The organism is Pseudomonas sp. 05N432 (genome assembly GCF_056396945.1).
This window is the reverse complement of sequence record NZ_JBFTMM010000003.1, coordinates 1-23,739: the sequence shown is the minus strand read 5'-3', so window position 1 is coordinate 23,739 and position 23,739 is coordinate 1. Positions and strand designations below refer to the sequence as shown.

Below are 23,739 nucleotides of genomic sequence, written 5' to 3'. Positions count from 1 at the left end.
AGCTGGTCGTCCGTTGAGTAATGAGGCGTTTCAGGTTGCCTCTGATAAGTTGGCTGAAGAAACTATAAAGAACGTGCTTAAGGGGGGTGGTGTAACGTCAGCCAATATCATCACCAGGCTAGAGTCGAATGGTATGAAGAATGAACTGGGTCTGGAGGCGTGGCAATGGCCCGGTGCGCTCGCTGATATACTTCCATCTCCCTTAGGTATGGGTCGTGATTTTATTCAGATTACGGGTGAGACAACAACTGAGTTTACGCAAAATGTAATAAGTTCCATGATTTCAAACATGGCAGGGGTTGAGCGATTTATAAATAGAGACTCTCCTCTGGACGTTAGTCCTACGTGGAAGTTGTGGCGGGAAATGAGCAGCTTTATAGCGGATAATCGTTATAAGCTGTATGAGAAAGATAAGGTGGTAGAAGCAACACCTGGCAAGGACTTGGTTAATATCAACATCAATCCTTCCCCCCAACCCCAACAACACATCCAGGGCGAAAGCAAAGCCCAGCAAGACGTCGCCAACGGCTTCATTCAAAACGCCGCGACGCACAACATCTTCGCCCTCGGCGGGATTCTCAACAAAACCGATTTCACCTCCACCCAAATGGCCAGCCTCGCCTCGGGTGGCATTCGTCCCGGTGAAATGCAGCTCGATCCCAACGCTCGGCCCAACACCTATCTGTCGAGTTTCTACCAAGCTCCGAACAGCAGCAAACCGGATTTCAGCCTGCGCAATGCCGTGACCCTGAACGGTTTGTCGGCCATGTCCACGTTCAACACTTACGTTGACCCGTTATTGCTGGATTTGACCGGTAATGGCGTGCACATGACCGATATCCGCGACGGTGTGCTGTTCGATACTGACCACAGTGGCACGCTCAAGCGCAGCGGCTGGGCGGATCGCACCACAGGCATGCTGGTGATCGATGATGGCAGCGGCCAGATCAAGGACGTCAGCCAGATGTTCTCCGAGTATTACGGCGGCAAGGCCGGCGTCAACGGCGCAGCGGGCGAGACCAAGTTCAAGGACGGTTTCGCGGCGTTGGCCAGCGAGGACGCGAACAAGGACGGCGTGATCGATCAGAAAGACCCGATCTGGAGCAAGCTGCGGGTCTGGGTCGATGGCACCCACGATGCAAAAGTCGATGCCGGTGAACTGAAGACGCTGGCCGAGCTGGGCATTACCCAGATCAACGTCCGCGCCGCTTCCAGCAATGCTGAAATCCGTGACGGCAACAAGGTGCTCGCCACCGGTTCGTTCACCATCAATGGCAAGAACCAGGAAGCGCTGGCGGTCGATTTCCTTGGTGATCCGGTCAGCAACACCCTGAGCACTCAGGGCAGCGGTACACGAGTGACCTCCACCACCAACGGCATCACCACCACCGCGTATGCCAGCCAAAGCGCCACTGGTGAAACCCTGAACGCTGCGCAACTGGGTGTGAGCAATCTGTACGGCGGCAGCGGCGACGACACGTTGATCGCCGCACCTGCTGGCGGATGGCTGGTGGGCGGTGCCGGTAGCAACACCTATGTCGGCGGGGCAGGCGATGACGTCTTTGTTATCAGCGCTTCGGACAATCCGGTCAATATTCACGGCAATGGCGGTCACGACACGGCGATCATCGTCGGTGACAAAGGCGTGGTGTTGAACATGGCCCACGCCGGTTTGACCATCGCCGAGGGTGGCAGCGGCAACGACACGATCATGAGCGGTGGCACTGGCAGCGCCTTCATCAAGGGCGGCTCGGGCAATTCGACGCTGGTGGGCGGTGCTGGCAACGACGTACTGGTCGGCGGCACCGGCCACAACACCATCATCGGCGGCAGCGGCAAGGCGGTTATCTATGCCGGGCCGCAGGGCGACGTCATTTACGCCTCCGAAGCCGGCAGCATCATTCACGCCGGTGGCGGCGCCGATACAATCTACGGCGGCGCCGGTAACGATGTGATCGAAGTCGGCCACGGCAATGCAACCATCGACGGCGACGGCGGGATCAACCTGGTGACGCTGCATGGCAACCATGGCGATTACCGCATCAGCCGCACCGACAGCGGTTATGAAGTGGCTGACAAGGTCGCCGGCCGTGACGGCACGGTGACGCTGAAAAACATCCAGAAGCTCAACTTCTCGGACATTTCTGCCGTCGACCTGCAAACCCCCAACGCCATGCCCGTGGCGGATGTGCTGACCCATGACAAGGACGGCAAGGTCTTCGATCGTACGCAGACTCACCTGATTTCCGCAGAGAGCCTGTTGGCCAATGATCAACACCTCAACAGCCAGGGCGCGTTGCGTATCGCCAATGTCGGCGACGCGGTGGGCGGTACGGTCAGCCTCACGGCCCAGGGTGATGTGCTGTTCAACCCGGACGCGCATTACACCGGTTTGATCAGCTTCAAATACGGCGTAGTCGATGCGGCGGGCAATCTGTCGGCGTCGGTGGTAGACCTCGGCAGTGGGCAAACCGCGCCAATGCGTGCCGGTGTCACCTTGCTGACCCCGGAAGTACCGCTCGATCCACTTGCGGCGCAGGAATGGTACTTGAGCGACACCAACGTGCTGCCGGTCTGGAAGGACTACACCGGCAAAGGCGTGCGCATTGGTCAGTTCGAGCCAGGTGGCCAGTTCGCCACGGCACCTGAAATCTTTGATATTGCCCACCCGGATCTGGCGCCGAACGTCGACAAAGCCTGGTTGCAGACTCAGCAGGCGGGCGGCACGTTGCCGGGGCTGGTGTCCAATCACGCAACGATGGTCGCGGGCGTCATGGTCGCGGCCAAGAATGGCGCAGGTGGCGTAGGTGTGGCCTACGACGCAACGTTGGGCGGTTATTACCTGGCCAACAGCGGCGCCGACCTTGCTGGATTGGGGCATATGGTCAGTTTTGACATTGCCAACAACAGCTGGGGGTTCTCGAACGATTTCGCCCTGAGCAATTTGCAGAACGGCCAGATCAACACTGCCGCTGCGCTGACCATGAATGCGCAGTATGCGGCGAGCAACGGTCGTGGCGGCTTGGGCACCATTATTGTGGCGGCGGGCGGCAACAGCCGAGCGACTGGCGGCAATGCCCAGGGTTCGCTGACCAACAACAACCGCTTCTCGGTCGAGGTCGGCGCGATCAACGCTCAGGGTGATCTGTCGACCTTGCAGATCGGCTCTTCACCGTTCTCCAATCCCGGTGCAAGCCTGCTGGTTTCGGCACCGGGCAGCAACGTTGTGTCCACCAGCCATATGCTGGAAACCGAGCGCGGTTCTACCTTCGGCAACGACTACACCAGCATGCAAGGCACCAGTTTTGCCGCGCCGATCGTCTCCGGCATTGTCGCGCTGATGCTGCAGGCCAACCCGAACCTCGGTTATCGGGATGTGCAGCAGATCCTGGCGTTGTCGGCGCGCAAGATCAACGACCCGTCCACCCAGTGGAGTGACAACGGCGCCCACGGCTGGAACGGTGGGGGCATGCACACCAGCAACGATTACGGCTTTGGTGAAGTCGATGCGCGGGCTGCCGTTCGCTTGTCCGAAGCGTGGATGACCCAAAGCACCGGCGCCAACGAGTACGTCTACAGCGCGTCGAGCGGTGCGCTTGGAAAACCATTGGCGGCGGGAGCGACGCTGACTTCGTCCATCGCCATGAACGCCGGTTTGAACGTTGAGCACGTCGAGATCGACTTCGATGCCCAGGTCGGTCGTCTTGGCGATCTGACGCTCAAACTGATTTCCCCCGATGGCACCCAGAGTGTTCTGCTCAACCGTCAGGGCAAGGTCCCGGACGGCATGCCGGGCGCGAGTGCGAGTGATGTCGGTAGCACGCAGTCCGGCGCGTTCAAGTACACCTTCATGTCGACCCATGACTTCGGCGAACGCTCGGCTGGCAACTGGACGTTGCAGGTGACGGATTCGGCTTCCGGTCTGCCTGTCACGCTCAACAGCTGGTCGCTGCGTTTGTATGGCAGCAAGGCCAGCCCGGACGACACCTATTTCTATACCGATGAATACATCAAGTCGGTGGCCGCGAACGCCAATCGTGGGGTGCTCGATGATGCCGTCAATGGTGTAGCGGGCGGGCGCAATACCCTCAATGCCGCAGCTGTTTCGGGGGATACCTCGGTCAATCTGCTGACCGGTGTCGCCAGCATCGACGGCGCGGCGTTGACGGTGAAAAATCCATCGAGCATTCAGAACATCGTCACTGGCGATGGCAACGACACGCTGGTCGCCGGTGCGGCGGATGCCTTGCTCGATGGCGGGCGGGGCAATAACAATCTGGTGGGCGGCGCAGGCAAGGACTTCTTTGTGGTCCATCGACGCGATGCGGGCACCGATACCATCAGCAATTTCGAGGCATCTCGCGGCGAAATCGTTGATCTGGTGGGCTTCGCCGGCAAGAAGTTCGCGGACCTGGTGCTGACGCAGCAGGGCGCGGATGTCAAAGTCGACCTGGGCAAAGGCCAGAGCCTGGTGCTGAAGAATCAGGCACTCGCCAGTATTGGTGCCGGGCACTTCAAGTTCCAGGACACCTTTGTCGCCCCGACAGCTTACGTCAACAGCGACGCTCAAGCGGTCAAGCCGCAAGAAGGCCTGGGCACCGTGGTGCTGAAGGGTGGCAGCAATGGCGTCCAGCTCAACGGTTCGGTGTTCTCTCTGAGCGGCACGGTCTACAGCCATGACAGCGCGACCTCGGATGTGTTCGTGGTGGCGGCCCAACCTGGCGCGAAGGACTACAACAACGCGCTGCGCGGGTTCCGTCATGGCATCGATAAAATCGATCTGCGTCAGACCGGTATTACCGACTTCAGCCAATTGACCGTCGAACACAAGAATCGCGGCACCATCAATGGCCTGACACAGATCCATGGTGTATTCGTGGCGCTTACCGGCGCCAATGGCTCGGGTTCGAACACCAATCTGGTGTATCTGGACGCGCTGGACGTTGCACAGATCAGTGCCTCGGACTTTCTCTTCGCCGAACATGCGCCTGACGTGGTGCCGACGGTCGGGCCGGTAGTGACGCCGGTGACCGAACACCCGACGGTCACCGTACCGGGTACGTTGACCCCGATTGTCGAGCGCCCTGGCGTTGACAAGCCTTCCGTGGTCGGCCCGCTTCCACCCGTCGATCTGCATCCGACCCCAAGCGTCCCGACGATTGACCCGGTATTGCGACCTTCCGTCACGATCCCGGACTTCAAGCTGCCGGAGACCAAGACCATCGAGCAGATCCTGGCCGAGCGCGGTGTCGACTTGAACCCGAAAGTGCCGGAGCACAAAACCGTCGAGCAGATCCTTGCCGAGCGTGATGCGAACCGTGGTGCGACGACGGTCCCTGAACGCAAAACCATTGAGCAGATCCTCGCCGAGCGCGGTGTCGGTTCGCTGGAACCGTCGAAGTTGCCGGACATCGGTCCGGTCGGGCGTGAGGTAGGCGGGCGTACCCCGATTGATATTCCGAGCCCAAGGCCGATTGTCATTCCGGATCGCCCCGTCGTTGATATTGCTCACCGAGACCTTGATATCCCGAGCCGCCCACGGGTCACCGTTCCTGATGTTGCGGTTTCGCCAGACCCGCGGCTCAAGTTTGATGATGTACTTCCGGTGTCGGTTGACGATTCGGACTTCTCGTATGTTTCTTACCGTGACAGAACCAAAAGCCCGGCAGTGGGCTCCGCACCTGTGGCCACCGACCCCAATACCATGACGGTCAAGGGGTTCTTTGCCAATGTCACCCTGGGGGATGAGAGCAAGACCATCAATGTGGAGGCGTCGAGTGCCAAAGTGGTTGCCGGCAACGGTGACAACAAGGTGAATGTGACTGGCAGCCGGGGCGATATCACGCTGGGTAATGGCAATAATGTCGTGACTGGCAATGTCGACAAACTCACGGTTGGCCATGGCAACAACACCATTACCGACACAGGGTCTTTCGCTACGGTGAAACTGGGGGATGGCAACAACAAGGTTCTGGTGAGCGGCAACATGCCGACGGTGGAAGTGGGACACGGGGTCAATGATCTTGAGTTCAGCGGCTCTATGGGGCAGTTGGTGTTCGGCAAGGACATCAGCCCTGATCGACTGTGGTTCCAGCACGAAGGGCAGGATCTACAGATCTCGGTCATCGGCAGCAAGCAGGAAGTCACGCTGCATAACTGGTATGCCAGTACCCCTGAACGTCCACGAGACATCATGGCCGGGGACCGCCATCGGTTGATGGGCAATGATGTCGAGCACCTGGTCCAGGCCATGGCGGCGTTCGCGCCGCCGGCACCGGCGAGCATGACCTTCGGTGCTGCCGAGCAGCAGGTGTTGCAGCCTGTGCTGGCGGCCAACTGGATGTAAGTCACCCCGCGTTAACCCGGTAACACGGCCCGCGATAGTCATCGCGGGCCTTCGACCGTCTCGTTCGAGACCGGTCATCTCCTCAACTGAACCCCAGACATCACCCGATCCTCGTAGCAGCTGCCGCAGGCTGCGTTCGGCTGCGCAGCAGTCGTAAACCCGGTATGCACGTTCATCCTGACGCACCGCAGTGCCTGATTTCACGACTGCTGCGCAGCCGAACGCAGCCTGCGGCAGCTGCTACAGGAATCGTGGCGGCGGCAATACGTGAGCGACATCAGCACAGTTTCGCGTCTGCACCGCTCTTGCACCTTTCAACACACACAAACCGCCGCGTGCCGGGTAAACTTCATGCCTTTCAAGAGGAGTTCTCATGAGTTACTACCAGCCGGGCATCCTTGCCACCCCCGTTCCGCCTCAGGCACGTCATTTGTTTTTCGCTCTCGAATCCGCCGAGGCTCTGCCGGCTGCGCTCGAAAACCTGATGAAACTGGTGGACGGCAAGTCGGCGGTGGTCGGTTTTGGCAAGTCGCTGGTCAATGCACTGGACGCGAAAGTAGCGGGGCTGCGACCGTTCCCGGCGATGATTGGCGTTGGCGTCGATAACCCTTCGACCCAGCACGCGCTGTGGTGCTGGCTGCACGGTGAGGATCGCGGCGAGTTGCTTAACCGCAGCCGTGCCCTTGAAGTCGCGCTGGCTCCAGCCTTGCGCCTGGTGCAGATGAACGAAGCCTTCCGTCACATGAGTGGCCACGACCTGACGGGTTATGAAGACGGCACCGAAAACCCCCATGACGAAGCCGCCGTTGCCGCAGCGCTGGTGGCTGAGGGCGAGGACGGTCAGGTGGGTGGCAGTTTCGCCGCGATCCAGCAGTGGCAGCATGACCTGAACGGTTTTAATGCGATGCCGTCCCATGAGCAGGACAACATTATTGGCCGCCGCAAGAGCGACAACGAAGAGCTCGACGACGCGCCGATCTCCGCCCACGTCAAACGCACCGCCCAGGAAAGCTTCACCCCTGAAGCCTTCATCGTGCGTCGCTCGATGCCGTGGATCGAAGGCGATCGTGCCGGCCTGATGTTCCTGGCCTTCGGCCATTCCTTCAACGCCTTCGAAGCCCAACTGCGCCGCATGAGTGGCCTGGAAGACGGCGTCGTTGACGGTCTGTACCGCATGAGCCGGCCGATCACCGGCGGTTACTACTGGTGCCCGCCGCTCAAGGACGGTCAGCTGGATCTGCGTGCACTGAGCATCGGCTGAAGTCAGATGCTGCGTGCACAGTTTTTACTGTGCAGCAGGGGCATAGACTTCGCGGCCGGCGAACCAGGTGCTCAGTACCCGAGTGTCGTGCAGGGCTTTTTCATCGACCTTGAACACATCGCGGTCGACGATAATGAAGTCCGCCTGCTTGCCGGGCTCAAGCGAGCCGATCTGTTGTTCCAGGCCAATGGTGCGGGCGGCATTGACGGTGTAGGCGTAGAACATCGTCTCGCGGTCGATGCCCTCGGCGGCGTTCAATACGCCTTTGGGCCCGACACGGGTGATGGCCTGGGCCATCGCATTGAACGGGTTCGGCGATGACACCGGCCAGTCACTCGCACCGGCAATCGTTGCGCCTTGCTTGAGCAACGAGTGCGCCGGGTACTGATAGCGGAAGGCGAGTGCGCTGACGTACGGCTTGATCATGTCCAGGGTGTACTCGTCAGCCGAGGCCCAGAGAAGCTGCATCGAGGCGATCACATTGAGTGGCTTGAAGCGCGCAAACTCCTTGGGGTTGACCAGTTGCAGGTGAGTGATCGAGTGGGTCACGCCGCTTTGTCGATCCTTGCGTGCCTGCTCGATGCCGTTCAATGACTCACGCACTGCACGGTCGCCAATGGCGTGCACGTGCACCAACCAGCCGCGTTGGTCGGCGGCACTGACCAACTCACCGAAATGCTCCGGATCGATCAGCAGCTCGCCCTGTTTGTGCGAGTTGTTGTAGGGATCGATCAGCGCCGCGCTCTGCGCCGGAAACTCCAGCACGCCGTCGGCGAAGATCTTGATGCCGGGCAAGCTCAGGTTCGGGATGCCCTGGAACTGCTTGCGCACCGAGTCCAATGTGTCGAGGTCAGCCGGGCGGCTTCGCGGGCTGGCCACCAGCAGCGCGGCGACGTGCGCGCTCATAGCCCCGGTTTCAGACAGCGCCTTGTACACCGGCAGGACGCCGACGGTTTTTTCCGTGGGTTTGAGGGCGAACACCGGCTCCCCCGGCGCGGCGTTGGCGGCCGGGTCCATCCAGGCAGTGATGCCCAGACTGTTGTTGAACCGCAGCGCAGCCTGGGCTGCACGCAACAGGTCCGCCGGACTCGCTTTGGGCATGACTGAAGCGACCCGGTCCCACCCCGCGTCCACCAGAAAACCGTTGGGCTCGCCATTTGCCAGACGACCGATGGTGTCGCGCTCGGCGGCGGGCAGAGTGTTGATCAGCGCGGCATCGATCCCGGCCCGCTTGAGCATCACGTTGTTGGCCCAGGCGGTGTGGTGGTCGCTACCGATAAACACGATCGGCACCTGCGCCCATTCTCCCTGATTGAAACGCTGGGCAAGGGCTTCAGCTTGCGCCCAATAGGCCGAACTCATGCCGGCCACACTCAGCACATCGCCGTGTTTTGCCTTGCCGTCGTCACGCCAGCCGCGCAGACGTTTTTCCAGCTCATCGAGACTGACCTGTTCATCTCCCATGTTGGCCGAAGTCAGTTCCAGGCCGCCGAAGATTGCATGTGAGTGGCTGTCGATCAGGCCGGGCATCAGGGTTTTACCCGCCAGATCGATGACCCGGGTCGAGGGCTCGATCAACGCCTTGATCTGCGTGTCGCTGCCAACCTGCAGCACTTTGCCGTCCTGCACGGCCAGGGCCTGGACCTTGGGTTGGGCGTGGTCGGCAGTGAAGATCTTGCCGTTGATCAACACCAGATCGGCGGCGGCCATGGCTTCCATCGAGGCAAAAGCTACGGCGCAGCCCAGAAGTGTCGGGATAACTCTATTCATGTGGGGTGCCTTGTTTTTATTCGTCTGGCAGCGAGACTAGTGGCTTGGCACGCTGGGCAGAACGCCTGAAACCAGCAAAACCCTTTTGCCTGAATGGAAAAACCATGGACACGCTCAGTGCCTTGAAAATGTTTGTCGCGACTGCAGAGCACGGCAGCTTCAGCCGTGCCGCGCAGCAACTGGGCAAGACTCCGTCGGCGCTGACCAAAGCGGTCAGTCATCTTGAAGCGGAGCTGGGTGCGCGCTTGTTCGAGCGCAGCACGCGGCGCACGTTATTGACCGAGGTCGGGCGGCTTTATCTGGAGACCGCGCGTCAGGTGTTGCAGCGCCTGCAAGAGGTCGGCGAAGAGATCCTGCAGATGCAGCATGGTTTGCAGGGCACGCTGAAAATCACTGCGCCGCTGGCCTTTGGCAGGGCCTTTCTCGACGAGGCGAGTGCAGGTTTTCTCGATGAATACCCGCAAATCAGTTTGCACATCGACCTGTGCGACGAGTTCGTTGATCTGCTCGAAAGCGGCTACGACCTGGCGTTGCGTGAAGGTCATGACGACCTGCCCGGACAGATCGCCCGAGTCGTCGGTGAGAATCGCCTGGCCCTGTGTGCCAGCCCGGATTATCTGGCGCGCAACCCGGTTCCGGTGACGCCGCAGACCCTCGATCAGCATCACTGGCTGCTCTATCACCATGCGGCCCTGAGCCGTGAATTCTGGTGGGTCGAGCGCGACGGTCAACGGCTCAGCTTGCCCCAGCCGTCGCGGCCGCGCCTGAAGAGCGACAATTACGACTTGCTGCTGGCCAGTGCGCTGGCGGGACGCGGGCTGCTACACGCACCGCTGTGGAGTGCCGCGCCGTATCTGGCGGATGGCCGGCTGGTGCGGTTGATGGCCGACTACGAGATTGATCCGGACGCGTTCGGTTCGCACATCCTGGCGGTGTACCCCAGCCACCGTCGCGCCACTGCCAAGGTGGCGGTTTTCATCGATTTCATTTCGGATTTTCTGCGGCAACGCAGCTTGGGTTAAGCGTTACGACTGGCGGTTATTGTCAGGAAAACCCGAGAGGAGTACAAATGTACTCCATGACGACTTTGACTCCCCGCCGTACCGCCATCCTGACCTTTATTCGCGAGCGCATCGCGCAGCAAGGTCAGTCACCGAGCCTCGCTGAAATCAGCGAGGCGTTCGGTTTTGCCTCTCGCAGCGTGGCGCGCAAACATGTGGTGGCGCTGACCGAGGCCGGTTTTATCGAGGTCAATCCGCATCAGGCTCGCGGTATTCGCTTGCTCAATCAGCCGCGTCGCCCCGAGTTGCTGGACATCCCGGTCCTCGGGCGGGTGGCCGCCGGTGCACCGATGGGCGTCGATGCCGAGGTGCACAGCCGCTTGTGGCTGGATCCGTCGATGTTCTCGCGTACGCCGGACTACCTGCTGCGGGTTCAGGGCGACTCGATGATTGGCGACGGCATCCTCGACGGTGATCTGGTGGGCGTGCGCCGCAGTGCCGAGGTACGGAACGGCCAGGTCGTCGTTGCGCGGCTTGAGGGTGAAGTCACCATCAAGCGCTTTGAACGGGCAGGGGACAGCATTCGGTTGCTGCCGCGCAACCCGGCCTACAGCCCCATTGTGGTCACCGCCGATCAGGACCTGGCGATTGAAGGGGTGTTTTGTGGCCTGGTGAGGCAAGGGTGATGGGCGCCGTCGTTGCGCTGGATACGCTGTTCAATGGCGGCCAGGTCTGGAAAGGCCGACCCGCGCCGCCGAGCATCAGCCCGCAGCCGACCGGGCATGCGGCACTGGACGCGGCTTTGCCCAGCGGCGGCTGGCCGGAAGCGGCGCTGAGCGAAATCCTTGTCGCCGGGCAGGGTGTGGGCGAATTGCAGCTGGTATGGCCAACCTTGGCCCGGCTGACGACTGCCGGTGAGCGAGTGGTGCTGGTAGCGCCGCCGTATGTGCCGTATCCCCAGGCCTGGCAGAACGCCGGGGTGGATTTGCGGCAGTTGTCGATCATCCAGGCCAGTGACCGCGAGGCATTGTGGGCGGCAGAACAATGCCTGCGTTCAGGCAGTTGCGGTGCGGTGTTGTGCTGGCCGCAGCAGGCGGATGACCGCGCCTTGCGCCGTTTGCAGGTGGCGGCGGAAACCGGGCAGACCCTGGCGTTTGCCTATCGCTCGATCAAGGACGCCATTAACCCCTCGCCGGCAGCCCTGCGCATCGCCATCGATTCAAGACCCGCGCAGTTAAGGGTGCTCAAGTGCCGTGGCGGGCTGGCCCGTTCGGCACCGATTGCCTTCGCCACCGGGCAGTGAGGTTGGCATGCGCTGGGTCTGTATCCTTTTCCCGCAACTGGCGCTGGACGCGGTGTTGCGTCAGCGCAGCGATCCTGACGAACCGCTGGTGCTGCTGAGCGGCCCGGCGCAGCGTCGGGTGTTGCAAGCGGTCAATGCGCCGGCGCGGGCATTGGGGCTGCGTCCGGGCCAGTCGATGACCGCCGCCCAGGCCTTGAGCAAGGCCTTTGTCAGCGCCGACTATGACGTGGCCGAAATCGAGCATTGGCAGCAGTTTCTCGCCGCCTGGGCCTACCGCTTCAGCTCCCAGGTCAGCGTGCATTACCCGCGTGCGGTGCTGTTTGAAATCGAATCGAGCCTGGGATTGTTCGGGCCCTGGCCGCAGTTCGAGGCGCGGTTGCGCGCAGAGCTCTCGGCGCTGGGTTTTCGCCATCGACTGGTCGCGGCGCCCAACCCGCTGGCCGCACGGGTCCTGGCCAATGCCTACGACGGTCTGGCGGTGCCGGACAATGACGCTCTACGGCAATTGCTCGGGCAGATGCCGGTCGACCGGATTGGGCTTGAGCAAACGGTCGCTACCGCACTGTCGCGCATGGGCTTGCGCACCTTGAGCCAGGTTCAGGCGCTGCCGCGTCAAACCCTGGCCCGACGCTTCGAGGCGCAAGTGCTCAAGCACCTCGATACCATGTTGGGCGAACGGCCGCTGGCCTTGGGGTTTTATCTGCCGCCGGACCGTTTCGATGTGCGGATCGAGCTGAATTTCGATGTGCAATCCCATCAGGCATTGCTGTTCCCCTTACGCCGGCTGACCGGCGATCTTTCGGCGTTCCTCTGTGGCCGGGACAGCGGCGTGCAGCGCTTTGACCTGCATCTGGAACACGCCGGGTTGCCGGACACGCTGATCAAGGTCGGCCTGCTGAGTGCCGAGCGCGACCCGGCGATGCTCTTCGAACTGGCCCGCGGAAGGCTGGAACAGGTACAGGTCGAGGCGCCGGTGCGCGGTTTTCGGCTGTCGGCGCAGGACTTGCCAAGCTTCGTCCCGCAGCGCCGGGAGCTGTTCGACGAGCGCCCGCAACAGTCCTTGCCCTGGGAGCAACTGCGCGAGCGCTTGCGTGCGCGGCTCGGGGATGAGGCGGTGCAGGGCCTGGGTTTTCAGTCCGATCATCGACCGGAGTGTGCATGGCTGCCGAATGCACAGCCTCAGGCCTGTCCGGCGCTGCCTGATGTGCAACGTCCCGGCTGGTTGCTGACCGAACCATTGCCCGTGAATGAAGGCTCGGCGCGCATCCTCATGGGGCCGGAGCGCATCGAGTCCGGCTGGTGGGATGGTGCCGACGTGCGCCGCGATTACTACCTGATCGAAACCCGCGCAGGCTCCAAGGCCTGGGCTTATCGTGCGGTGGGCGAGGCCGGGCCGCTGTGGCTGCAAGGCTGGTTCGCATGAGCGCCGGCTACGCCGAACTGCACTGCCTGTCGAACTTCAGTTTCCAGCGCGGGGCATCCAGTGCCCTTGAGCTGTTAGAACGGGCCAAGCGTCAGGGTTACCAGGCCCTGGCGATCACCGACGAGTGCACCCTGGCCGGTATTGTCCGTGCCTGGCAAGCGGCCAAGGCGCTGGAGTTGCCGTTGATCATCGGCAGTGAAATGCGCATCGAAAATGGTCCCAAGCTGGTGCTGCTGGTGGAAAACCTTGAGGGTTATCAGGCCCTGTGCCGACTGATCACCCATGCCCGACGGCGTACGGAAAAGGGCCAGTACCGGGTACTGCGTGAAGACTTCAGTGAACCATTGCCCGGACTGTTGGCGTTGTGGGTGCCGGATGCAGTCGATGTCCTGGAGCACGGCGCCTGGCTGAAAGGTATTTTCGGCKAGCGGCTGTGGCTGGCGGTCGAGCTGCATTGTGGGCAGAACGATGCCCGCCGCCTGGCTGATCGGCAGGCCCTGGCTGCCCGCTTGCAGATTCCGGCGGTGGCCAGCGGCGATGTGCACATGCATGCCCGTGGTCGGCGTGCGTTGCAGGACACCATGACGGCGATTCGTCTGCACGTGCGGGTCGCCGACGCCGGGCAGCGCTTGCACCCCAATGGCGAACGGCACTTGCGCAGCCTTGAGGCGTTGCGCGAGCTGTATCCCGCGTCGTTGCTCGAAGAGACGCTGGTCATTGCCAGGCGTTGTACTTTCGACCTCGGCCAGTTGCGCTACCAATACCCGCGTGAGTTGGTGCCCGAAGGGCAGACGCCGACTTCCTGGCTACGCCGGTTGACCGAACAAGGCCTGAGCAGACGTTGGCCGGAAGGGCCGGACAGCACGGTCATGGCGCTGATCGAAAAGGAACTGAAGCTGATCGCCGAGCTCGGTTACGAGAGTTACTTCCTCACCGTCGAAGACATCGTCAGCTTCGCCCGCAGCCAGCGCATTCTGTGTCAGGGGCGCGGCTCGGCTGCCAACTCGGCGGTGTGTTACGCATTGGGCATCACCGAAATCGACCCGAGCCGGACGAGTATGCTGTTCGAGCGGTTCCTCTCCAAAGAGCGCAACGAGCCACCGGATATCGACGTCGATTTCGAGCATGAGCGCCGCGAAGAAGTCTTGCAGTACGTGTTCCAGCGTTACGGCAGGACGCGGGCCGCGCTGACGGCGGTGGTCAGCACTTACCACGGTGCCGGTGCGATCCGCGATGTGGCCAAGGCCCTTGGTTTACCGCCGGATCAGGTCAACGCGCTGGCCGATTGTTGCGGCCATTGGAGCGACGATGTACCGCCGCTGGAGCGCCTGCGCGAAGGTGGCTTCGACCCGGACAGCCCGGTGCTGCGCCAGGTGCTGAGCCTGACCCGGCAGTTGATCGGCTTCCCCCGGCACCTGTCCCAGCATCCGGGCGGTTTCGTGATTTCCGAGCAGCCGCTGGACAGCCTGGTGCCGGTGGAAAACGCAGCCATGGCCGAGCGCACGATCATCCAGTGGGACAAGGACGACCTGGACATGGTCGGCCTGCTCAAGGTCGACATTCTCGCCCTCGGCATGCTCAGCGCCATTCGTCGCTGCTTCGACTTGCTGCGCGACCATCGCGGACGGGAGCTGAGCCTGTCCAGAATCCCGTCCGAGGACCCGCAAACCTACGAGATGATCAGCCGCGCCGACACCATCGGGGTGTTCCAGATCGAGTCCCGGGCGCAGATGTCGATGTTGCCGCGGCTCAAACCCCAAAACTTCTATGACCTGGTGATCGAGGTGGCCATCGTTCGTCCCGGGCCGATCCAGGGTGGCATGGTGCACCCGTATCTGCGGCGTCGTAATGGCGAAGAAAAAGCAACCTATCCATCCAAAAAGCTGGAGGCCGTGCTCAAGCGCACCCTAGGCGTGCCGTTGTTTCAGGAACAGGTCATGCAGATCGCGATTGTGGCCGCCGACTACAGTCCCGGCGAGGCCGATCAGTTGCGCCGCTCCATGGCGGCCTGGAAGCGCCATGGCGGTCTTGAACCGCACCAGAAACGCCTTCGCGAAGGCATGCTGAAAAACGGTTACACAGAAGAATTCGCCGCGCAGATCTTCGAGCAGATCAAGGGCTTTGGCAGCTACGGTTTTCCCGAATCCCACGCCGCCAGTTTTGCCTTGCTGACCTACGCCAGCTGCTGGTTGAAATGCCATGAACCGGCGGCGTTTGCCTGTGCGCTGATCAACAGTTGGCCGATGGGTTTCTACAGCCCGGACCAGATTCTCCAGGACGCTCGTCGGCATCATTTGCAGATCCGGCCGGTGGACGTGGCCGCCAGCGATTGGGATTGCAGCCTGGAGCCGACTGACGGCGAACAACCGGCCATTCGCCTGGGATTGCGGATGATCAAGGGCTTTCGCGAGGACGATGCGCGCCGCATCGAAGCCGCGCGTTTGCAGAGTGAATTCATCGACATCGCCGACCTGGGCGAACGCGCCCGACTCGATGCCCGGGCGCAAGAACAACTGGCCGACGCCGGAGCGTTGCGCAGGCTGGCCGGTGATCGCCATCGCGCGCGCTGGGAAGTGGCGGGGGTGCAGAAACAACTTGGATTGTTCGCCGGTTTGCCGAGTCAGGAAGAGCCGTGCGTGGTGTTGCCCAAACCGACCGTGAGCGAAGACCTGCAAGCCGACTACAGTAGCGTCGGTACGACCCTCGGCCCGCATCCACTGGCCTTGTTGCGCGATGAGTTGCGTGTCCGACGTTGCCGCAGTTCACGGGAATTGCTGGAGGTCGAACATGGGCGCAACGTCAGCGTCGCCGGCCTGGTCACCGGTCGCCAACGCCCGGGCACGGCCAGTGGCGTGACCTTCGTGACCCTTGAAGACGAGTTTGGCAACATCAACGTCGTGGTCTGGCGCGACCTCGCCGAGCGTCAACGCAAAGCCCTGATCGGCTCGCAACTGCTCAAGATCGACGGCCGCTGGGAGAAGGTCGGCGAGGTCCGGCACCTGATCGCCGGACGCTTGAGCGACTTGAGCCCGTTGCTCAATGGCATCAGCGTGCATAGCCGGGATTTCCACTAGTCGCCATGACCATTCAAGAAACTGACGCCAGAAAATATAAATACTGTCATCAGTAGTGGCACTTTGGCATAATGCCGCCCGCCGACGTCCTGCACGTCGCTTATCGATTCGAATCCCCATCGCTTTTTCGCCACCGCAACCCGCAGTGGCGGGGCCGCTGTCATGCCGGGATAAACCGTTTTTCAGAAGGAATGCACAGTGAGAATGATCTCTCGGATGGTGGTATCAGGGGCCGCGATTGCCGTATTGGGCGCGATGGCAGGGTGTGCAACCGAAAGCTCCCGCGCACTGCCGGTAGCAAAAGTCGAAAGCGCCAGCCAGGCCTTTGTCGGTGTTCGAGTGCCGATGGCCGTTGGCAAGTTCGACAACCGTTCGAGCTACATGCGCGGGATCTTCTCCGATGGCGTGGACCGCCTCGGCGGTCAGGCCAAGACCATCCTGATCACTCACTTGCAGCAGACCAACCGCTTCAGCGTGCTGGACCGCGACAACATGGGCGAGATCCAGCAGGAAGCATCGATCAAGGGGCAAGCCCAGCGCCTCAAGGGTGCCGACTTTGTGGTGACTGGCGACGTTACCGAGTTCGGCCGCAAAGAGACCGGTGATCACCAGTTGTTCGGCATTCTTGGCCGCGGCAAGACCCAGGTGGCGTACGCCAAGGTCAACTTGAATATCGTCAATATCAGCACTTCGGAAGTCGTTTATTCGACTCAGGGCGCAGGTGAATACGCCTTGTCCAACCGTGAAGTCATCGGCTTCGGCGGTACTGCTGCCTACGATTCGACCCTCAACGGCAAGGTGCTCGACCTGGCCATGCGCGAGGCGATCAATCGCCTGGTGGATGGCATGAATTCGGGTGCATGGAAGCCGGGCAACTGATCAAGGTCGATGACAAGGAGCGGTACAAGCATGTTCAAGCGTTATATGTCGTGGGCGCCGATGGCGTCGATGTTGCTGGTGAGTGGCCTGCTGGCCGGATGCAACAGTCCGCAAACCCTTTACCAGTGGGAAGGCTACCAGCCACAGGTTTATGAGTATTTCAAAGGCGAGGAGCCCAAGGAAGCCCAGGCCGAAGCGCTGGAGCGCGACCTGCAAAAGATCAAGTCCACTGGCAAGACACCGCCGCCTGGCTACCACGCCCACCTGGGGCTGTTGTACCTGAGCCTGGGCAAGGACGATCAGATGGTGCAGCAGTTCAGAACCGAGAAGACCCTGTTTCCCGAGTCGACGCCGTACATGAACTTCCTGCTTAAAAACGCCAAGACCGGAGATGCCCAATGATCGCGCGCTCATTGAAACTGATGGCCGGCTTGCTGGCCCTGGCCGTCCTCGGCGGTTGCGTCAGCCCCAAGACCGTGGACTACTCGGCTTACAAGCAAAGCCGTCCAAAAACCATTCTGGTACTGCCGCCGCTGAACAACTCGCCGGACGTCAAGGCGTCCTACAGCATGCTCTCGCAGGTTACGTACCCGCTGGCTGAAGCCGGTTACTACGTGCTGCCGATCGCGCTGGTCGACGAGACGTTCCACCAGAACGGCCTGACCACGCCGGCGGACATCCACCAGGCGCCGGCCAACAAACTGCAAGAGATCTTCGGTGCCGATGCCGCGCTCTACATTACCGTGACTGACTACGGCACTCGCTACATGGTGATCTCCAGTGCAACCGTGGTTACCGCCAGCGCGAAACTGGTGGACCTCAAGACGGGCACGACCTTGTGGACCGGCTCGGCCAGCGCGTCGAGCGAAGAGGGCAACAACAACAGTGGAGGCGGTTTGTTGGGTGCGCTGATCACTGCAGCGGTCAAGCAGGTCATCAACAGCTCCACCGACGCCGGTCACCCGATTGCCGGTATCACCAGCGCACGACTGCTGTCGGCGGGGCACCCGGCGGGCCTGCTGTACGGACCGCGATCGCCGAAGTACGGTACCGACTGATATTCCGGTTGCCGACACACGGTGCTCAACACAACGGCGGGCGCGAGACTATTCTGGTGGGTGAGGGCGCCAACACCGTGCGCTGACAATAACGACACGTCCGACCAACGGGCACCGCTGGTCTGATTGATAGTCGACAGCAACCGCCGAGCGAGGCCATTCTGATAACTGGCGAGCGCACGCAAAGGCGTTCGCCACCGATCAACAAACGGAGGTGTTCCATGCCGGTTAATCATGACCTGTATCAGGACCTGAGCTGCTCAAAGGAAGTCATTCAGCAAAAGCGTGCAAATGATCCTCACCTGAACGCGCTGCTGGACAAATATTCGGATATCGACAAGCGGGTCCTGGAGGCGGAAGCCCAGGCTCTGGCAGATGATGAATTGAGGAAGCTCAAGGCAAAGCGCCTTTCGATCAAAGACGAAATATCCCGGAGTTTGAACGGTTCTGTCAGAACGTGACCAACATGGGGGGGGCGTCGTGTCGCCCCCTTGTTTGGCAGCCCGCTTGCAAGTGTTGATTCAACGTTGAGTGTTGCGTGTCAGGCGATTGACCCTGTGTGGGCCGGGATTGCCCGTTGTGCCCTGTCGCGCAAGGCCAGCAGCGAGGCCGCCGATTCGCGCTCGATACGCCGCTTGAGCAGCAGCCGATTGGCCAGGCGCATCAGCCGTCCGCTAAAACGGTATTCCAGGGTGCGCACGAAGCGCGTGCCGCTACCCTCGCTGGCGCATTCATAAGTCAGCAGCAGTTCCAGACCATGATCACCCTGAGCGTGAGCACTCCAGCGCCGCCCCGGCAAATACTCTTCGACCTCCCAGCTCAAATGGCCGGCTCGCCCCCCCGCATGAATATCCTCTTCAAAACGTGACCCCGCGTACAGTGGTCCTGGCTGGCCGTCGACTTTCAGCGATGAAGGGTGCCACTCCGGCCAACGCGTCGCGGCACTGGCGTAGGCGAGCACGGCGATCGGGTCGCGTGCGATGTCGATCCGGTGTTGCAGGCGGGTCATGGGCGCGCGCCGTGTTTGAAGGTGCGAATGATCGGGTTCGGCTTCCCAATACAGTGTGCCGAACAGGTAGTCCATCAGCGGAAAAACGATGTTGAAATTGCGCTCCTGCATCAGCTCGCGACGGTGATGCAGCGCATGTAGGCGGCGCATCTGGCGGATCCACGGCAGGCGGGTGACGGGATTGTTCGGTGGCAGATGTTCGCAGGCGTGAAACACCTCATAGGCCAGGTAGCCGAGGATCATGCAGCCAGCGAACAGCCCGGCGACGTTGCCATTGAGATGCTTGAGCAGCCACCAGGCGGGCAAGGTGATCACCAGGCTGTGCAGCACGATCAGCCACGCCGGAAACAGAATTACCCGCCAGTCGCGCGCCGTGTCGTAGGTCATGTAGCCGGGGGCGAAAAAACTGTGGTGATCGCCCGCGTGCCGGGCATAGAACAACCGCGCAAAGGCTTTTTTGTGATGACCCAGGTGCCGGTGGACCACGTAGACCGCGAAATTGAAAAACAACAGCGTCAGCGGTACCGTCAGCCACTCCAGCGGTTGCACCTGGTGCACGGTGCTCCAGAACAGCGTGATGCCCAACACACCGAAGGCCAACACAAAACCGCCGTGCAGCCACGGGTTGTAGAACCGATGAATATCGGCCCGGTAACGAGCACGAAACGCCTGCGTGGTTTGCCTCACCGCGATCACCTGTTGTCGTTGTTATTAACAAAAGACTAGTCGTGGAGAAATTATTCAGCCAATGGATGTCGGGAATGGGTGGGTATTCACGTCGAATGGGTGTGGATATTGCTCAGATCAACGGATCCCAGCGCTGCGACCAGTCGCTGTCGGTCTTGACCAGTTCCCGCAACAACTCGAACGCCTGTTGCAGCACCGCCGAGTCACGATCCCGCGAGTACACCAGATAGGTCGGGTAACTGAATTCCGGGGCTTTGGGCACCCGTTCCAGCACGCCGCTGTCGAGGTAAGTCTGGACCACCCGAGTGCGGAAATAACCGGTGCCGCCGTTTTGCAGGATGTATTGCAGCGCCAGCGGGCCGAGGTTGAAGCTCACCGCGGCTTTGGCCTTGTCCGGCAGCGCCGCGTCGTGCTGGCGTCGGAACTCCTTGCCCCAGTCGATATAGACGTAAGGCTCGGGTCTGGATGGCAGGCGCACCAGGATGAGTTTCTCCTCCAGCAGTTGCTCCACTTGCAGCTGTGGCCAGTACTCGGGTTGAAACACCAGCGCGGCATCCAGCACGCCCAATTCCAGCTGGCGCAGCAGGTTTTCGCCGTCGCGGATTTCCGTGCGCAAGGCGTGGCTGGGGATCTTCTCGCGCAGTTCGCGGGCCCAACTGAGCATCAACGGGTTGCATAAACTGACCTCGCCGCCGATGTGCAGCACATTGCGGTAGCCTTCCGGCAACGGCAAATCCCGGCGTGCGGCTTCCCATGTCTGTACCAATTGATTGGCGTACACCACGAAGGCCTCGCCATCCGCTGTCAGGCGAGCGCCAGCGCGGTTGCGCACGAACAAGGTGCTGGCGAGCTGGCTTTCGAGCTTCTGCACCCGAGCGGTGATTGCGGTCTGGGTGACGTGCAGCTTATCGGCAGCGGCCGCGAGACTGCCGCAGCGAACGATTTCCAGAAAGGTACGGGCGAGATCGATGTCCATAAGCAGTCGCTGAGGTGAAGAGCCCCGCAGTGTAGAGCAAGCGCGCGCCTGAACTCGAGTTGAATGAACAGGACGCCGCGTGCACCGGGGCGAATCCACGCTCTACACTGCACATCATCCCGGACAACAACGGACGTTCCCATGACAGCGCAGTCGGCCACGAACATTCTCGGCACCGTCGAAGGCCAGCGTTTGGTTGGCGATGAGGCCGAGTGCTGGCGCGAATGGGGCCCGTACTTGAGTGAGCGGCAATGGGGCACCGTGCGCGAGGACTACAGCGCCGACGGTGATGCCTGGACGTATTTCCCGCATGAGCACGCCCGCAGCCGGGCCTATCGTTGGGGCGAGGACGGGTTGGCCGGGTTCTGCGACCGGGCCCAGCACTGGTGCATCGGGTTAGGGCTATGGAACGAGCGCGACCCGATTCTCAAGGAGCGTCTGTTTGGCCTGAACAATGCTGAAGGCAATCACGGCGAGGATGTCAAAGAGCTGTATTTTTATGTCGACGGGGTGCCGAGCCATGCCTACATGCGCATGCTCTACAAATACCCGCAGGCTGCGTTTCCCTATGCTGACCTGGTGGCCGAAAACGCTCGCCGCGGCCTTTCTGATACCGAGTATGAAATCCTCGATACCGGGGTGTTCGAGGATGACCGCTACTTCGACGTAACGGTGGAATACGCCAAGAACAGCCCGGACGACCTGTTGATGCGGGTCACCGTGAACAACCGTTCGGATCTGCCGGCGCGTCTGCGGGTCTTGCCCCAGGTGTGGGCGCGCAACACCTGGAGTTGGGGCGGTGACCGGCACATGCCCAGCCTGACGCTGACCGGTGACTCAGTCCTGGCGCAGCACCCGAGGCTGGCGGACCGGCAACTCAGTGCCTGGGGCGAGGAGGGGTGTGAGTGGCTGTTCTGTGACAACCAGACCAACCACCCGAAACTTGACGGCGTGCCCGCCAATGGCCCGTTCAAGGATGGCATCAACGATTATCTGGTGGACGGTGTGGCGGGGGCGATTCGACGTGACGCCGGTACCCGGGTCGCGGCGCATTTCATTCTCGAACTGGACGGACTGGCGCGCAAATGCATCTACCTGCGCTTTGCGCCGACCGTCGCGCCCAAGGTCAACGCCAAGGCACTGTTCGAACGCCGCCGCCTGGAGGCCGATGACTATTACGCGGTGCTGCAAGCACAGATGACGGACCCGGACGCGCGTAACGTTCAGCGGCAGGCGCTGGCCGGGTTGCTCTGGTCCAAGCAGTTGTATTACTTCGACGTCAATCGCTGGCTCGACGGCGACCCCGGACAACCCTCGCCACCGCCCGGACGGCTGAACATCCGCAACACCCATTGGCGGCATTTGTCGAACTCCGACATCGTTTCCATGCCCGATACCTGGGAATACCCATGGTATGCGTCGTGGGACCTGGGCTTTCAGGCCGTTGCTTACGCGCTGATCGATCCGGGGTTTGCCAAGCATCAACTGCTGTTGTTGGTCAAAGACCGCTTCATGCACCCCAACGGCCAACTGCCGGCCTACGAATGGCGTTTCGACGATGCCAACCCGCCGGTGCATGCCTGGGCCAGTTGGCGGGTGTATCAGCGTGACAAGGCCTTGACCGGCGTCGGCGATATGGATTTTCTCGAGCGGATTTTCCACAAGCTGCTGTTGAATTTTTCCTGGTGGGTCAACCGCAAGGATGCCGAAGGTCGCAACCTGTTCCAGGGCGGGTTTCTCGGGCTCGACAACATTGCGTTGTTTGACCGTTCGGCCGCGTTACCACCCGGTTTTCACCTGGATCAGGCCGACGGCACGGCGTGGGTGGCGGCGTATGCGCTGGACTTGATGCGGATTGCTCTGGAACTGGCCAAGCGCAATCCGGTGTACGTCGACATCGTGGTGAAGTTCTTCGAGCACTTTCTCTATATCGCCGGCGCCATCAACCGCGTGGACGATGCCGCTGAAGGGTTGTGGGATGAACAGGACCAGTTTTTCTACGATGTTCTGCACCGTCCGGATGGCGTCAACGAACCGCTGCGCCTGCGCTCCATCGTTGGCTTGATGCCGCTGTTTGCGGTGCAGGTGCTGGAACAGCACGAGCACGAAGGGTTGCCGGGCTTGCGTGAGCGTTTATTGGGTTTCCTGCATCATCGGCCGGACCTGGCAAGTCTGATTTCACGCTGGACCGAGCCTGGAAAAGGCAATCGGATACTGCTCGCGCTGTTGCGTGGCGAGCGCACCAAAAACCTGCTCAAGCGCATGCTCGATGAGGCCGAGTTCCTCTCCGAATTCGGCGTTCGCTCCTTGTCCAAAGCCTTCGCCGAGCATCCATTTCGCATGCAGATCAATGGCAACAAACTGTGTGCCGACTATGAACCGGCGGAATCCGGTTCGCGGCTGTACGGCGGCAATTCCAACTGGCGCGGGCCGTTGTGGATGCCGATCAACTACATGCTGATCGAGTCGTTGCGTGAGTTTCATCGCTACTACGGCGAAAATTTTTCGGTCGAATACCCCAGCGGTTCAGGCTATCTGGCATCGCTTGCCCAGGTAGCCGACAGTTTGAGTCAGCGTCTGACCCGACTGTTCTTGCGGGATGAAAACGGTAGCCGACCGTCGATGGTCGGCTACGCGCAGCTCCAGGCCGACCCGTTGAGCTGTGACCTGCTGCTGTTTCACGAGTATTTCCATGGTGAAACCGGCCGCGGCCTGGGTGCCAGCCATCAAACCGGCTGGAGCGCGCTGGTGGCGTTGCTGCTGTGAGCCGCCGCAGGCTGCGATCTTTTGACCTTGGCGGCCCGACAGCCGACCCATCTCTTGCAGATGTACACCGTTCAACTGTGGGAGCGAGCCTGCTCGCGATGACGGCCTGACAGCCGACCAACCTCCCGCAGGTGTACATATCCATTTCTGCGGTAACGGCCGCTTAGGGTTTCGCCCTTACGGCGA

The 23,739-nt window shown here is 61.3% G+C and carries 15 protein-coding genes; 12 read left to right on the top strand and 3 right to left on the bottom strand.

Going from position 1 to position 23,739, the window contains the following annotated elements:
- Positions 1-607: 607 nt before the first annotated feature.
- Positions 608-6,346 carry a S8 family serine peptidase gene (locus AC1DHT_RS04355; protein WP_477760938.1) on the top strand — a complete coding sequence of 1,913 codons (5,739 nt, stop codon included), beginning with the start codon at positions 608-610 and terminating at the stop codon, positions 6,344-6,346.
- Between the two features lie 373 nt (positions 6,347-6,719).
- A complete protein-coding gene (locus tag AC1DHT_RS04350; RefSeq protein WP_427545689.1) occupies positions 6,720-7,607 on the top strand; it encodes a Dyp-type peroxidase in 888 nt (295 codons plus the stop codon).
- Positions 7,608-7,631: 24 nt separating this feature from the next.
- Here the strand turns inward: AC1DHT_RS04350 and AC1DHT_RS04345 are convergent, their stop codons facing one another.
- Positions 7,632-9,377: an amidohydrolase gene (locus AC1DHT_RS04345; RefSeq protein WP_427545691.1), complete on the bottom strand. Its 1,746-nt coding sequence runs from the start codon at positions 9,375-9,377 to the stop codon at positions 7,632-7,634.
- Positions 9,378-9,481: 104 nt separating this feature from the next.
- Between AC1DHT_RS04345 and AC1DHT_RS04340 the strand changes: the two genes are divergently transcribed.
- The 9 genes from AC1DHT_RS04340 (at position 9,482) to AC1DHT_RS04300 (ending at position 18,576) form a co-directional block, all read left to right on the top strand.
- Complete coding sequence (locus AC1DHT_RS04340; protein ID WP_427545693.1) at positions 9,482-10,399, top strand: LysR family transcriptional regulator; 918 nt, start codon at positions 9,482-9,484, stop codon at positions 10,397-10,399.
- Between the two features lie 47 nt (positions 10,400-10,446).
- Positions 10,447-11,064: a transcriptional repressor LexA gene (gene lexA, locus AC1DHT_RS04335; protein ID WP_427545695.1), complete on the top strand. Its 618-nt coding sequence runs from the start codon at positions 10,447-10,449 to the stop codon at positions 11,062-11,064.
- Positions 11,064-11,681, top strand: a complete 618-nt coding sequence (gene imuA, locus AC1DHT_RS04330; RefSeq protein ID WP_054596986.1) for a translesion DNA synthesis-associated protein ImuA — start codon at positions 11,064-11,066, stop codon at positions 11,679-11,681. Before lexA ends, imuA begins: the two co-directional genes overlap by 1 nt.
- Before the next feature lie 7 nt (positions 11,682-11,688).
- Positions 11,689-13,104: a Y-family DNA polymerase gene (locus tag AC1DHT_RS04325; RefSeq protein ID WP_427545697.1), complete on the top strand. Its 1,416-nt coding sequence runs from the start codon at positions 11,689-11,691 to the stop codon at positions 13,102-13,104.
- On the top strand, positions 13,101-16,178 hold the full coding sequence (locus tag AC1DHT_RS04320) for an error-prone DNA polymerase (protein ID WP_477761261.1): 3,078 nt from the start codon (positions 13,101-13,103) through the stop codon (positions 16,176-16,178). The genes AC1DHT_RS04325 and AC1DHT_RS04320 overlap by 4 nt, the downstream gene beginning before the upstream one ends.
- A gap of 204 nt (positions 16,179-16,382) precedes the next feature.
- Positions 16,383-17,057 carry a CsgG/HfaB family protein gene (locus AC1DHT_RS04315; RefSeq protein ID WP_347929798.1) on the top strand — a complete coding sequence of 225 codons (675 nt, stop codon included), beginning with the start codon at positions 16,383-16,385 and terminating at the stop codon, positions 17,055-17,057.
- 30 nt (positions 17,058-17,087) lie between these two features.
- Entirely contained in the window at positions 17,088-17,459 is a 372-nt protein-coding gene (locus AC1DHT_RS04310) for a DUF4810 domain-containing protein (RefSeq protein ID WP_427545701.1), read from the top strand.
- A complete protein-coding gene (locus tag AC1DHT_RS04305) occupies positions 17,456-18,115 on the top strand; it encodes a DUF799 domain-containing protein (protein ID WP_427545703.1) in 660 nt (219 codons plus the stop codon). Before AC1DHT_RS04310 ends, AC1DHT_RS04305 begins: the two co-directional genes overlap by 4 nt.
- 221 nt (positions 18,116-18,336) lie before the next feature.
- Positions 18,337-18,576 (top strand): HP1242/YdcH family protein, encoded by a 240-nt coding sequence (locus tag AC1DHT_RS04300; protein WP_054596992.1) that lies wholly within the window; start codon positions 18,337-18,339, stop codon positions 18,574-18,576.
- Between the two features lie 80 nt (positions 18,577-18,656).
- Here the strand turns inward: AC1DHT_RS04300 and AC1DHT_RS04295 are convergent, their stop codons facing one another.
- Positions 18,657-19,811 (bottom strand): sterol desaturase/SRPBCC family protein, encoded by a 1,155-nt coding sequence (locus AC1DHT_RS04295; RefSeq protein ID WP_427545705.1) that lies wholly within the window; start codon positions 19,809-19,811, stop codon positions 18,657-18,659.
- A gap of 112 nt (positions 19,812-19,923) precedes the next feature.
- On the bottom strand, positions 19,924-20,787 hold the full coding sequence (locus tag AC1DHT_RS04290; protein WP_054596993.1) for a LysR family transcriptional regulator: 864 nt from the start codon (positions 20,785-20,787) through the stop codon (positions 19,924-19,926).
- 141 nt (positions 20,788-20,928) lie between these two features.
- Here AC1DHT_RS04290 and AC1DHT_RS04285 point away from each other — a divergent pair, with 141 nt between their 5' ends.
- Positions 20,929-23,553: an MGH1-like glycoside hydrolase domain-containing protein gene (locus AC1DHT_RS04285; protein ID WP_427545707.1), complete on the top strand. Its 2,625-nt coding sequence runs from the start codon at positions 20,929-20,931 to the stop codon at positions 23,551-23,553.
- Positions 23,554-23,739: the final 186 nt, after the last annotated feature.

What these genes read in the sequence shown, in the direction of transcription:
- AC1DHT_RS04290 (WP_054596993.1), bottom strand. Translation starts at nt 20,787, where the DNA reads ATGGACATCGATCTCGCCCGTACCTTTCTGGAAATCGTTCGCTGCGGC.
- AC1DHT_RS04340 (WP_427545693.1), top strand. Translation starts at nt 9,482, where the DNA reads ATGGACACGCTCAGTGCCTTGAAAATGTTTGTCGCGACTGCAGAGCAC.
- AC1DHT_RS04285 (WP_427545707.1), top strand. Translation starts at nt 20,929, where the DNA reads ATGACAGCGCAGTCGGCCACGAACATTCTCGGCACCGTCGAAGGCCAG.
- AC1DHT_RS04310 (WP_427545701.1), top strand. Translation starts at nt 17,088, where the DNA reads ATGTTCAAGCGTTATATGTCGTGGGCGCCGATGGCGTCGATGTTGCTG.
- AC1DHT_RS04345 (WP_427545691.1), bottom strand. Translation starts at nt 9,377, where the DNA reads ATGAATAGAGTTATCCCGACACTTCTGGGCTGCGCCGTAGCTTTTGCC.
- AC1DHT_RS04300 (WP_054596992.1), top strand. Translation starts at nt 18,337, where the DNA reads ATGCCGGTTAATCATGACCTGTATCAGGACCTGAGCTGCTCAAAGGAA.
- lexA (WP_427545695.1), top strand. Translation starts at nt 10,447, where the DNA reads ATGTACTCCATGACGACTTTGACTCCCCGCCGTACCGCCATCCTGACC.
- AC1DHT_RS04305 (WP_427545703.1), top strand. Translation starts at nt 17,456, where the DNA reads ATGATCGCGCGCTCATTGAAACTGATGGCCGGCTTGCTGGCCCTGGCC.
- AC1DHT_RS04315 (WP_347929798.1), top strand. Translation starts at nt 16,383, where the DNA reads ATGATCTCTCGGATGGTGGTATCAGGGGCCGCGATTGCCGTATTGGGC.
- AC1DHT_RS04325 (WP_427545697.1), top strand. Translation starts at nt 11,689, where the DNA reads ATGCGCTGGGTCTGTATCCTTTTCCCGCAACTGGCGCTGGACGCGGTG.
- AC1DHT_RS04350 (WP_427545689.1), top strand. Translation starts at nt 6,720, where the DNA reads ATGAGTTACTACCAGCCGGGCATCCTTGCCACCCCCGTTCCGCCTCAG.
- AC1DHT_RS04355 (WP_477760938.1), top strand. Translation starts at nt 608, where the DNA reads ATGGCCAGCCTCGCCTCGGGTGGCATTCGTCCCGGTGAAATGCAGCTC.
- imuA (WP_054596986.1), top strand. Translation starts at nt 11,064, where the DNA reads ATGGGCGCCGTCGTTGCGCTGGATACGCTGTTCAATGGCGGCCAGGTC.